This window comes from Streptomyces sp. NPDC002676 (genome assembly GCF_053592455.1).
Map to the genome: position 1 here is coordinate 248,878 of NZ_JBSFVT010000008.1, position 11,842 is coordinate 260,719.

Annotated in this window: 11 protein-coding genes; 6 read left to right on the forward strand and 5 right to left on the reverse strand. The window is 71.2% G+C overall.

Features of this window, described 5'->3' with window-relative positions; all coding sequences use genetic code 11:
* Positions 1-259: 259 nt before the first annotated feature.
* The 4 genes from ACWD3E_RS23965 to ACWD3E_RS23980 are packed head-to-tail and all read left to right on the forward strand — an operon-like array spanning position 260 to position 3,009.
* On the forward strand, positions 260-664 hold the full coding sequence (locus ACWD3E_RS23965) for a GntR family transcriptional regulator (RefSeq protein ID WP_451389596.1): 405 nt from the start codon (positions 260-262) through the stop codon (positions 662-664).
* Positions 661-1,575 (forward strand): ABC transporter ATP-binding protein, encoded by a 915-nt coding sequence (locus tag ACWD3E_RS23970; RefSeq protein ID WP_451389597.1) that lies wholly within the window; start codon positions 661-663, stop codon positions 1,573-1,575. The genes ACWD3E_RS23965 and ACWD3E_RS23970 overlap by 4 nt, the downstream gene beginning before the upstream one ends.
* Positions 1,576-1,580: 5 nt before the next feature.
* Positions 1,581-2,588 carry a hypothetical protein gene (locus tag ACWD3E_RS23975; protein WP_451389598.1) on the forward strand — a complete coding sequence of 336 codons (1,008 nt, stop codon included), beginning with the start codon at positions 1,581-1,583 and terminating at the stop codon, positions 2,586-2,588.
* A 10-nt stretch (positions 2,589-2,598) separates the two neighbouring features.
* Positions 2,599-3,009: a hypothetical protein gene (locus tag ACWD3E_RS23980; protein ID WP_451389599.1), complete on the forward strand. Its 411-nt coding sequence runs from the start codon at positions 2,599-2,601 to the stop codon at positions 3,007-3,009.
* A gap of 282 nt (positions 3,010-3,291) precedes the next feature.
* On the opposite strand, the gene purH is transcribed toward ACWD3E_RS23980, so the two are convergent.
* Both purH and purN read right to left on the reverse strand, forming a co-directional pair.
* Positions 3,292-4,878 (reverse strand): bifunctional phosphoribosylaminoimidazolecarboxamide formyltransferase/IMP cyclohydrolase, encoded by a 1,587-nt coding sequence (gene purH / locus ACWD3E_RS23985; RefSeq protein ID WP_451389600.1) that lies wholly within the window; start codon positions 4,876-4,878, stop codon positions 3,292-3,294.
* Positions 4,875-5,669 carry a phosphoribosylglycinamide formyltransferase gene (purN, locus tag ACWD3E_RS23990; RefSeq protein WP_451389601.1) on the reverse strand — a complete coding sequence of 265 codons (795 nt, stop codon included), beginning with the start codon at positions 5,667-5,669 and terminating at the stop codon, positions 4,875-4,877. The genes purH and purN overlap by 4 nt, the downstream gene beginning before the upstream one ends.
* 158 nt (positions 5,670-5,827) lie before the next feature.
* Here purN and ACWD3E_RS23995 point away from each other — a divergent pair, with 158 nt between their 5' ends.
* Complete coding sequence (locus ACWD3E_RS23995) at positions 5,828-6,634, forward strand: hypothetical protein (RefSeq protein WP_451389602.1); 807 nt, start codon at positions 5,828-5,830, stop codon at positions 6,632-6,634.
* A 26-nt stretch (positions 6,635-6,660) separates the two neighbouring features.
* Here the strand turns inward: ACWD3E_RS23995 and ACWD3E_RS24000 are convergent, their stop codons facing one another.
* A complete protein-coding gene (locus ACWD3E_RS24000; RefSeq protein WP_451389603.1) occupies positions 6,661-8,355 on the reverse strand; it encodes a cell division protein PerM in 1,695 nt (564 codons plus the stop codon).
* 96 nt (positions 8,356-8,451) lie between these two features.
* Here ACWD3E_RS24000 and ACWD3E_RS24005 point away from each other — a divergent pair, with 96 nt between their 5' ends.
* Entirely contained in the window at positions 8,452-9,477 is a 1,026-nt protein-coding gene (locus ACWD3E_RS24005) for a helix-turn-helix domain-containing protein (RefSeq protein ID WP_451389604.1), read from the forward strand.
* Between the two features lie 97 nt (positions 9,478-9,574).
* Here the strand turns inward: ACWD3E_RS24005 and sucD are convergent, their stop codons facing one another.
* Both sucD and sucC read right to left on the reverse strand, forming a co-directional pair.
* The gene (sucD, locus tag ACWD3E_RS24010; RefSeq protein ID WP_451389605.1) at positions 9,575-10,459 is read right to left on the reverse strand and encodes a succinate--CoA ligase subunit alpha; all 885 of its coding nucleotides are present in this window, start codon (positions 10,457-10,459) and stop codon (positions 9,575-9,577) included.
* 27 nt (positions 10,460-10,486) lie between these two features.
* The gene (sucC, locus tag ACWD3E_RS24015) at positions 10,487-11,668 is read right to left on the reverse strand and encodes an ADP-forming succinate--CoA ligase subunit beta (protein WP_451389606.1); all 1,182 of its coding nucleotides are present in this window, start codon (positions 11,666-11,668) and stop codon (positions 10,487-10,489) included.
* Between the last annotated feature and the right edge of the window lie 174 nt (positions 11,669-11,842).

Genomic DNA, 11,842 nt, shown 5'->3' on the forward strand with positions numbered 1-11,842 from the left:
CGTGCCGCCGCAGGGCGGTTCTCCACCCTGCCTTTACGACCATAACCCGCAAGCAGGTGCCCCGCACGGGCACGCCAACTCGGCGAGGACCGGCTGCTCTTGAGCACATACGACGGCGCGAGGGTGCGACGACCCTGGTGCGAGGTCAGCACAAGAGGTTGACACAAGATCAGCAATCTGATTTAACTCAATAACTATGGATCTAGATAAAGATGGTTCGCCGTCGCCGATCGAGTTCCGCCTCGATCCGGGATCAGGGGTGCCCACCTACTTGCAACTGGTCCAGCAGGTGGAGCAGGCGCTCCGGCTGGGATATCTGAGGCATGGAGATCAGCTGCCGAGAGTCAAGGACGTCGTCGCCGGGTTGGCGATCAACCCCAACACGGTGTTGAAGGCCTACCGGGAGCTGGAACACCGGGGCTTGGTGGCCGGTCGACGCGGAGTCGGGACGTTCGTCGAGGGCACCGTGGAGCGTGTGGGCCTGCGAGAACAGGCAGCCCTGCACAAGAGCCTGCTGGCCTGGATGCGCACGGCGAACGAGGCCGGGCTGGACGAGGACGGCATGAGTGCCCTGTTCACCGCGGCCCTGCACGATCTGCGGCAGAGCCGTGCAGGGCGCGCGGACGAGGACGGCGGCAGCAGCCGGGCGGGGGTGGTCGCATGAGCAGCGACCTGGCGATCGAGACGGCCGGACTCGGCAAGCGCTACGGCCGCACGTGGGCCCTGCGGGACTGCTCGCTGGCGGTTCCGGCCGGACACGTGGTCGGCCTGGTCGGCGCGAACGGTGCGGGCAAGACAACACTGTTGAGCCTGGCGGTCGGCCTGACCAGGGCGACGACGGGGCAGGTGCGGGTGGCAGGCGGCAGGCCTGCGGGGTCGGCCGCCGCGCTTGACGCGGTCGCCTTCGTCGCCCAGGAGGCGGCGCTCTACCGCAATCTGTCCGTGGCCGACATGCTGCGGATGGGGCGCGTCATGAACCGGCGATGGGATGCCGACCGCGCCCAGGACCGCCTGAAGGAGCTGGGCATTCCACTGGCGAAGAAGGTCGGCGCTCTGTCCGGCGGCCAGCGCTCACAGGTGGCGCTCTCCCTCGCGCTCGCCAAACGCCCGGAACTGCTCATCCTGGACGAGCCGTTGGCCGCGCTGGATCCCGTTGCGCGCCAGGACTTCATGTCGGCGTTGATGACGGCCGTGTCGGAGGACGGCATCTCGGTGGTGTTCTCCTCCCACGTCGTCGCGGAGCTGGAGCGGGTGTGCGACTACGTGGTCGTCGTACACGGCGGCCGGATCCAGGTCTGCGGTGAGGCCGAGGAACTGGTCGCCGGGCATCACGTCTGGACAGGTCCGACCGCGCAGGCCGATTCCGTCACGCAGCGCTTCCCGGTCGTCCGGGACCGGCGCACTGCCGCCCAGGCGCACCTGCTGGTCCGCACCCCCGACCCGTCGGCCGCACCGCCGGGCTGGCAACGGCACCCGGTCGGCCTGGAGGAACTGGTGCTCGCCTACATGCGCGAACCCTCCGCCTCGGCCCTGCCCGGCCCGAAACCCCTACACGGCGAACAGGTGGTCCACTGATGGCAATGACCGATGCACCGTCCCCGGCTCGCGGCGCCTCGCTGCCCCGGCTCGGCCTTGCCTGGGTGACCTGGCGCCAGCACCGGTTCGCTCTCTATGGCCTGCTGGCGATGCTGGCCTGCTTCGCCGCGCTGATGGTGGCCGGAGGCCTGCAGGCACGTTCGACCTACGACCAGCTGGGGCTGGCCCAGTGCACGTCCTACTCCAGCGGCCGCTGCCGGCAACTCGCCGACGACCTGTTCACCTCGTACGGGTCGAAGTGGCCCTTCCTGTTCCTCCTTCTGCTGCCAGGGGCATTCGGTGCCTTCCTCGGAGGGCCCCTGATCGCACGGGAACTGGAGACGGGCACCTACCGGTTCGCCTGGACACAGGCGGCCGGGCGCACCCGCTGGCTGCTGACCAAGCTGACCCTGATCGCGGTGGCACTGGCCGCGGTGACGGAGGCATTCGGCGCCCTGTACACGTGGTACAACGCCCCACTGGACCACGCCCTGCCCAGCGGATTCGGCGACCAGCTCACCTTCGAGCTGGAGGGGATCGTCTTCCCGGTCCAGACGCTGCTGGCCTTCACGGCAGGCGTCCTCGCCGGCGTGCTCATCCGCCGCACCATGGTCGCGGTCGGTACGGTCTTCCTCGGCGCGTTCGGCCTGCTCATGGCGACCGACTACAAGCTCCGCCGGCACTACATGACGCCGCTGACCACCATCGGCAAGCCCGGCCCTCGGGACTGGGTGATCGGCAACGCATACACGGATCCCACCGGTCACCCGCTCGGCACTGCCCAGAGCCACAGCCTGTACATGAAGTACCTGGCGCAGCTCCCCCCTGGCAACGGGCTTCCCTCGGTCACCTACAGGGACTGGCTCCAGGCCCGGCACTACACCATCGTGACGAGCTACCACCCCGCCGGCCGCTTCTGGTCCTTCCAGTTCATCGAGGCCGGCTGGACGGGCCTGCTCGCCCTGCTCCTGGCCATCGTCACGGTCTGGCTGGTCCGCCGCAAGATCGGCTGACCCGGCGTTCGTGCCGATGACCGCCTTCAACACCGTGGTCAGTATGGCCGCCGGGCGGCTGACCAACCGGTACGGGTCGCGGCTGCCGCTGCTCGTGGGGGTGCTGATCCAGGCGGCCGGCCTGCTGGCGCTGCTGGTGCCGCCAAGCATCGGCGGTGGGCTCGCGGTGCCGCCGCTGACCACCTCGATGCTGGAGGCGGAAGAGCACGAGCGGGCCTGCCTGGCCTCGGGCATCCTCAACTCCGCCCGGCAGATCGGCGGCGCCATCGGGGTGGCGGTCTTCGGTGCCCTGGCGGCCGGCGGGTCGGGCTTCATCGCCGGCATGCACCTCTCGATGCCGGTGTCCGCGCTCTCGCTGGTGCTGGCCTCCGCCACGGTGGCAGCGCTGCTGCCGGCCCGGCTGCAGCCCCAGACCGGCTGAACCCGGCGGCTCAGGCCTCAGGTTTCAGAGGGTGTTCGGGTCCGCGCCGGGGGGCCCGCCTCGAAACCGCAGACAACGGCGGCCGTACCCGGCTGGAGGTCTCCGACCCCGATGCCCACGCCTGGCTCGTACGGCGCCGCCCCGGCGCGGACGAGGAGTCCGGCCGGGGCCTGTTGCCGGTCGACGCCGTGGCCCTGCGCCGGGGCATGGAGCACTGCCCCGGCGACAAGACCGTGTGGTGCGAACTGTCCGGCGAAACCGCCGGAGGGCTCGGTGGAGGGCTCAGTGGAAGAAGTGGCGCGTGCCCGTGAAGTACATCGTCACGCCCGCCTTCTTCGCGGCCTCCACGACGAGTTCGTCACGGATCGAGCCGCCCGGCTGGACGATCGCCCGGACACCCGCGCCGATGAGGATCTCGGGGCCGTCGGGGAAGGGGAAGAACGCGTCGGAGGCCGCGTAGGAACCGCGGGCCCGCTCTTCGCCCGCCCGCTCGACCGCGAGCTTGCAGGAGTCCACGCGGTTGACCTGGCCCATGCCGACACCGACCGAGGCGCCGTCCTTGGCGAGCAGGATCGCGTTGGACTTGACCGCGCGGCAGGCCTTCCAGGCGAAGGCCAGCTCCTTCAGCTCCTCGGCGGAGAGCGCCTCGCCCGTCGCCAGCGTCCAGTTGGCCGGGTCGTCGCCCGCGTCCTGGAGACGGTCGGCCTCCTGGAGCAGGACACCGCCGTCGATCTGCTTGGCCTCGACCTTGTTGCACGGGCCGTTCGGGGCCTTCAGCACGCGGATGTTCTTCTTCTTGGTGAGGGCCTCCAGGGCCCCCTCCTCGTAGTCCGGCGCGACGATGACCTCGGTGAAGATCTCCGCGACCTGCTCGGCCATCGCCTTGCTGACCGGGCGGTTCACGGCGATGACACCGCCGTACGCGGAGACCGGGTCGCAGGCGTGCGCCTTGCGGTGCGCCTCGACGACGTCCGCGCCGACCGCGATGCCGCACGGGTTGGCGTGCTTGATGATCGCGACACAGGGCTCGTCGTGGTCGTACGCGGCACGGCGCGCGGCGTCCGTGTCCGTGTAGTTGTTGTACGACATCTCCTTGCCGTGCAGCTGCTCCGCGTTCGCGAGGCCGGCGCCGCTGCCGTCGACGTAGAGGGCGGCGGGCTGGTGCGGGTTCTCGCCGTAGCGCAGGGTGTGCGCGCGCTCGAAGGTGGCGCCGAGGAAGTCGGGGAACTGAGAGTCGTCGTCCGCCGGGGCGTAGCCGGAGGCGAACCAGGACGCGACCGCCACGTCGTACGCGGCCGTGTGCTGGAAGGCCTCGGCGGCCAGGCGCTTGCGGGTGGCGAGGTCGAAACCGCCGCCCTGCACGGCCGCGAGGACGTCGGCGTACCGCTCGGGGCTGGTGACCACGGCCACGGACGGGTGGTTCTTGGCGGCGGCGCGGACCATGGAGGGACCGCCGATGTCGATCTGCTCCACGCACTCGTCGTCCGAGGCGCCGGAGGCGACCGTCTCGCGGAACGGGTAGAGGTTGACCACGACGAGGTCGAACGGCTCCACACCCAGCTCGGCGAGCTGCTCGCGGTGGCTGTCGAGGCGCAGGTCCGCGAGGATGCCCGCGTGCACCCGCGGGTGCAGGGTCTTCACGCGGCCGTCCAGGCACTCGGGGAAGCCGGTCAGCTCCTCGACCTTGGTGACGGGGACACCGGCGGCGGCGATCCGGCCGGCCGTGGAGCCGGTGGAGACCAGCTCGACGCCGGCCTCGTGCAGGCCGCGGGCCAGCTCTTCCAGGCCGGTCTTGTCGTAGACGCTGACGAGCGCGCGGCGAATGGCCCGCTGGTTGCTCTCGGCCGTGACTGTGCTCTCGGCGGTCACTGGATTACTACCTTTCGTCCCTCAATGCGATAGCCGTTGCGGGCGAGCCGCCCCACGACCTCGACGAGCAGCCTTCGCTCGACTTCCTTGATGCGCTCGTGCAGCGCGCTCTCGTCGTCCTCGTCCCGGACCTCGACCACGCCCTGCGCGATGATCGGGCCGGTGTCGACGCCGTCGTCGACGAAGTGGACGGTGCAGCCGGTGACCCTGGCGCCGTACGCGAGCGCGTCGCGGACGCCGTGGGCCCCGGGAAAACTGGGCAGCAGGGCCGGGTGCGTGTTCACGAACCGGCCGCCGAACGACGCGAGGAATTCCTTCCCGACGATCTTCATGAACCCGGCGGAGATCACGAGGTCCGGCTCGTAAGCGGCGACGGCCTCGGCGAGGGCCGTGTCCCACTCCTCGCGGGTGCCGTAGTCCTTCACCCGGCACACGAAGGTCGGCAGGCCGGCCCGCTCGGCGCGGGCGAGCCCCTCGATGCCGTCGCGGTCGGCCCCTACGGCGACGATGCGGGCGCCGTACGCATCGGCTCCGGTGCGCTCGATCTCGTCCAGGAGCGCCTGCAGGTTGGTGCCGGATCCGGAGACCAGCACGACGAGGCGCTTGACCGCGGGGCCAGGGGTGGTGGCGGCCACGATGGGGCCCTTTCTCGGGAAGCGATGTGTCCGGCGGGCTGTCGCCCGGCCGGGCGGGTTTGTGCAGTCGGGGTTTGTACAGTCGTACGAATGCTTCACCCCGCGGGATACGGGGAAGTCTACGAAGCGGCCGACCGGCAGCAACGATACCGGCATTCCGGAAGGCCCCCTCGGGACGGGTGTGTGGCCGGAAGGTAGCGTTCGGGAGGAATCGAATACGAGCAGCCTCGGGAACGCGGTCGTCGTGCGGTGCGTTCACGGGGTGGAAGCTCACGTCGGACTGCCTTATTCACCTAGGGGAAGACGCTCTTTTGATGCCCGATCGCAGCCTGCGACTCCTCACGTTTCCCTCGCGCCCGGCCCAGCGAGGCGAGCGTGGTGCCTTGCTGCTGCGGGAGCGGCCGACCTCTCCGCCCGAGGCGCCCCAGGGCGGCCGGGACGGCAACGGTCGGGGCAGTGAGCAGCAGGACGACAACCCCTTCGCGCCACCGCCGGAGGGCACCCCGGACCAGCCTTGGCAGCCCCGGCACCCCGAAGGGTCCTCGGGCTCCGATGGGTCCTCGGGCTCCGGGGGCGGTTCCCCCTGGGGCAGCCAGTGGAGCGACCAGCAGCCGGGCCGCTCCCCCGGCGGTTTCGGCCAGCGCCCCGGCGGCTTCGGTGAACGTCCCGGCGGCGGGCCCCAGGGCCCGGACCGCCAAGGCGGCCCCGGCATGCGCTGGGACCCGACGGACCCGGCCCAGCGCCGCGCGCGCTACGCACTGCTGTCGGGCATGTGGGCCGTCTTCTTCGCCCTGTTCAGCTGGCCGTACGTGTCCCTGCTGCTGGGCGCGCTGGCCCTGTACTGGGCGATCAGCGCCCTGCGCGCCAAGCCCCGCACCCCCGCCCCGGACGCCCCGGCCCCGGCCGCCCCGACGGGCCGCCCCCAGGTGACGGCGGCCCTCGGCGGCCTGCTCGCGGGGTCCCTGGCCCTGGTCCTGGTGGGCGCGACCTTCACCGTGCAGCTGGTCTACCGCGACTACTACACCTGCGTCAGCGACGCCCTCACCCACGAGGCCAAGCAGTCCTGCAACCAGCTGCTGCCGCGCGAGCTGCGCGGGGTGCTGGGGGTCAACAACGGCTGAGGCCGAGCGCGCGGCCTGGCACGAGGTCAGCCTCCGGCGGGGGGATCGGCAGGGGGATCGGTGGGGAGCGGGGGCGTGTCCGGGGTGTCCCTCGGGGTCGCGGCCTCGCGCAGAGCCGCCCAGCGGGTCTCGCGGGACAGGTCGTCGTGCCAGTCCGGGAGCGGGGGGAACGGGTCGTCGGCTGGGAGGAAGTCGTAGAGGTCGCCTTCCTCCTCCTCGGGCCCGTCCTCGTCCTCGGTGGGCTCGGAAGCGGTGAGCGTGGAGGCGGACGGCTTCTCCGATTGGGGCGCGTCCTTCGTCGGCCTTGCCTCCTTCGCCTGCTTGCCTTCCTTGGCCGGTTTTCCTTCCTTCACCGACCTGCCCAGGGTGCCCTGTGCGGGAATTCCGGCCCGTGTCCGCGGGCCCCGTAGTCGCCAGGCCCGTACGGTCAGGGACAGAGGCAGCGCGAGCAGCATGATCCAGAGGCCCGCCGCCGCCCCGGTCTGCCACCACACCGGGCCGAAGCGGGCCAGTGCGCCCACGCCCAGGGGGCCGCCCGCCAGCTCGGCCAGGAGCGCGAGGAACGCCGCGCAGAGGATCGCCGTCAGCAGGACGACCCCGGCGGTGCGCCCGGCCGACCAGCGGACCGGCGCCGACTCGACGGGCTCCGGCCGGCCGGCGGACCCGGACTGCGGCCGGCCCGGAGCGCGTCTCACGACGAACCAGCCCGCCGTCACCCCGGCCGCCACCGGCACCAGCCCCGCCGCCCAGTTCAGCAGGCTCCCGGCGCCCGGCTCCGGCACTGCCGCGAGCAGAGGGAACGGCGGGAGCAGCGGGGCGGGGTCGGAGGCGAGCGGGTGCACCAGGTGCCCGGCGCCGAGGGCGAAACCTGGGCCGAGGGCGTAGGAGGCGGACCACACCGCCGCGTTCGGGACGAGCGCGACGCCGAGCAGCAGGACGGCGAAGCGGCCCGTCCAGCCCTGCGTCAGCTCCACGAAGGACAGCCGGGCCGCGTCGCCGTGCCACACCAGCGACACCCCGACCAGCAGCGCCCCGCCCCCGACGAGCACCGCCGTCGCGGCCCCGGCCGCGCGTGCCGCCGTACCGAACACGCCCAGCAGCGTCCCCCAGGCTCTCGGCTCCGCTCGAGCAGGGAGGCGCCGCCATCGCGGACGGCCGTACGCCGACCACACCCCGATGCCTGCCGCGCCCGCCGCGACGAGCGGCAGAGATGCCGTCACCCAGCTCCACTGGGGCCGCAGTTCGCCGCCGGAGCAGTACAGCGCGATCCCGTAGCCGGTGGCGAGGTAGCCGAGGACGACGCCCGTCCACGCCGCGTACGCCGGCACCGGCGGCGGGCCGTCGGAGTCGGGGGGCGGCGCGTCCACCGCGTCCCGGGCCGCCCGGAACAGCAGCCACAGCGGAAGCGCGAGCAGCAGCAGCGGAGTCACGCCCATCGGCAAGGGGGCGCCGGAAAGGGTGTCGGTGCGGACCAGTTCGACCCCGTGGGCCAGCAGCCAGAGCGCGGCGGCGATGTGCAGCGCGGCGCCGGGGCCGCTGTCGGGGTACGGCGAGCTGATCCACAGCCCCATCACGAGCACGGCGAACGAGCCGAACCCGAGCCCGGCCGCGACGGCACCTCCCAGCAGGCTGTTGGCCAGTCCGGGCGAGCGGTCGCGCACCCGGGTGAGCAGAGGGGACAACGACGATCGGCGAGCGGTCACGGGAATCACGCCCGCCATGCTCCCAACGACACACGCTTTCCCGTCGTAACAGGCGAACCTCCGATGTGTCGCTCAATATATGCTTATGTACTTTTCCGTACGGAGGGGCGCCCGGTGACTCAGAGCCCTGCCAGCCCGCTGCCACCGCCGCAGGAGCGCCGACGGCTGCGCGAGTCCCAGTCTCTGACGCTGGCTCAGTTGGCGGCGCGGGTCGGCGTCAGGCGCGCGACCGTACGCGCCTGGGAGCAGGGCCGCGGCACCCCGAGCGGCGACGCGGGCGAGGCGTACGCCCGGCTGCTGGCCTCTTTCGCGGAGCCGACGGCTGTGCCGCCCGAGCCCGAGCAGCTGACTCCCGATCAGGCCTTCGACGCCCTGTACGCGTTCTGCGCTCCCGCTCTCGTGCGCCAGACCTATCTGCTCACCGGGCGCCGCGAGCTGGCCCGGGAGGCCGTGGAGCGGGCCTTCCAGCTGGCCTGGCAGCGCTGGCCGGAGGTGGCCCGGGACCGGGACCCGGCAGGGTGGGTGCGGGCGACGGCGTACGACTGGGCGCTCTCCCCCTGGCACCGTTTCCGCCCGCGCTACCGCTCCCCGGAGCCCCCGCCCGCCACCCCCGCCGACCGGGAACTGCTGGACGTCCTGCTGCAGCTTCCGGCGTCGTACCGGCGCACGCTCGTCCTCTACGACGGCGTCAAGGTCGGCCTGCCGGAGACGGCCGCGGAGACGGAGGCGAGCACACCGGCCGCCGCGAACCGGCTCACCCATGCCCGTGCGGCCGTGGCCGCGCTGCTGCCGGAGCTGGCCGACCCCGCGCAACTGCACCGGCGCCTGGCCCAACTGGCCTCCGCGGAGCGGCTGAGCGCGGCCAGACCGACAACGGTGCGCACCGTCGGCGAACGCCGGAACGTGTTCTGGACCCGGGCGGCCATCGCCTTCACGGTGACGATCATCGGCGCGACGACGCTCACGCTGCGGACAGCGCCGACGCACTACGAGCCGCCGATCGCCGCGCCGCATGCGGTGGAAGGGGTCCCGGCCCGGGTTGCCCTGGGCCCGCTGTCCGAGCAGGAACAGGCACTGCGAGCAAAACTGCAACGGTCGGAAGCGAGCGGACCGGAGAGACTGGTACCGCTGGCGAGGTGAACGCCGACAGCCCGCCGCCGCTGCGGGCGGGCGGGCAAAAACGGCGGTGGGCCCGCCCCAGCCAAGGGGAACGGGCCCACCAACGCAGCTGAGAAGCTCAGGCGCTCAGGATCTCGCGCGCCAGCTTCGCCGTCTCGGTCGGCGTCTTGCCGACCTTGACGCCGGCGGCCTCGAGGGCCTCCTTCTTCGCCTGGGCCGTGCCGGAGGAGCCGGAGACGATGGCGCCGGCGTGGCCCATGGTCTTGCCCTCGGGCGCGGTGAAGCCCGCGACGTAGCCGACGACCGGCTTGGTCACGTTCTCCTTGATGAACGCAGCCGCGCGCTCCTCGGCGTCGCCACCGATCTCACCGATCATGACGATCAGGTCGGTGTCGGGGTCGTCCTGGAACGCGGCCAGGGCGTCGATGTGCGTGGTGCCGATGATCGGGTCGCCACCGATGCCGACGGCGGTCGAGAAGCCGATGTCACGCAGCTCGTACATCATCTGGTACGTCAGCGTGCCGGACTTCGAGACCAGGCCGATGCGGCCCGGCTTCGTGATGTCGCCCGGGATGATGCCGACGTTCGACTGGCCCGGGGTGATGATGCCGGGGCAGTTCGGGCCGATGATGCGGGTCTTGTTGCCCTTCTTGCCGGCGTACGCCCAGAAGGCGGCCGTGTCGTGCACGGCGATGCCCTCGGTGATCACGACGGCCAGCGGGATCTCGGCGTCGATGGCCTCGACGACCGCGTCCTTGGTGAACTTCTCCGGCACGAAGATGACCGAGACGTTGGCGCCGGTGGCCTCGATGGCCTCCTTGACGGTGCCGAAGACCGGTACCTCGGTGCCGTCGAAGTCCACCTTGGTGCCCGCCTTGCGCGGGTTCACGCCGCCCACGACGTTGGTGCCGTCGCCGAGCATGAGCTTGGTGTGCTTCATGCCCGTGGCGCCGGTCATGCCCTGGACGATGACCTTGCTGTCCTTGTTGAGCCAGATAGCCATGGTGTGTTGTGTCCTCGTCCTGAGTGCTTACTTGGCGGCGTGGGCCAGCTCGGCGGCCTTGTCGGCCGCGCCGTCCATGGTGTCGACGCGCTGCACCAGCGGGTGGTTCGCGTCCGTGAGGATCTGCCGGCCGAGCTCGGCGTTGTTGCCGTCGAGACGGACGACGAGCGGCTTGGTGACGTTCTCGCCCCGGTCCTCGAGGAGCTTGAGGGCCTGGACGATGCCGTTGGCGACCTCGTCACAGGCGGTGATGCCACCGAAGACGTTGACGAACACGGACTTGACGTCCGGGTCGCCGAGGATGATCTCCAGGCCGTTCGCCATGACCTGGGCGGAGGCGCCACCGCCGATGTCCAGGAAGTTGGCGGGCTTGACGCCACCGTGGTTCTCACCGGCGTACGCGACGACGTCCAGGGTGCTCATGACGAGACCCGCGCCGTTGCCGATGATGCCGACCTCACCGTCGAGCTTGACGTAGTTGAGGTTCTTCTCCTTGGCAGCGGCCTCGAGCGGGTTGGCCGCGGCCTTGTCGTGGAGTTCCTCGAAGTCGGGGTGACGGAACTCGGCGTTGTCGTCCAGCGACACCTTGCCGTCGAGGGCGATGACCTCGCCGGAGGCGACCTTCGCCAGCGGGTTGACCTCGACCAGGAGGGCGTCCTCCTTGATGAAGGTGTCCCACAGCTTGACGAGGACGTTCGCCACCTTGTCGGCGACCTCGGCCGGGAACTTGGCGGCGGCGACGATCTCGCGGGCCTTGGCCTCGTCCACGCCGTCGATCGGGTTGATCGGCGTCTGGGCGACGGCCTCCGGACGGGTGGCCGCCACCTCCTCGATCTCCATGCCGCCCTCGACGGAGGCGATGGAGAGGAAGGTGCGGTTGGCACGGTCGAGGAGGAAGGAGACGTAGTACTCCTCGAGGATCTCCGGAGCGGTCTCGGCGATCATCACCTTGTGGACCGTGTGGCCCTTGATGTCCATGCCGAGAATGTCCGTCGCGCGGGCGACGGCCTCGTCCGGGGTGGCGGCGAGCTTCACGCCACCGGCCTTACCGCGGCCACCGACCTTCACCTGGGCCTTGACGACGGACTTGCCGCCCAGCCGCTCGGTGATCTCGCGCGCCGCCTCAGGCGTGTCGATGACTTCACCGGCCAGCACCGGTACATCGTGCTTGGCGAAGAGGTCCCTCGCCTGGTACTCGAACAGGTCCACGCGCTTCCGTCCCTATCAGTGATCTCGCGGTTCGTTGGATGCGTGGGCGTGCCGCGAAGGGCAACGTGACGTCCGCTTGTCACTAGGGGGGCGCACACGGTGTCCGAGCGCGCGGCATGTCCGTCTCGCAGGTTATCTCTGCTTGCCGGAGGGCTCTAAATCGCGAGTCACACC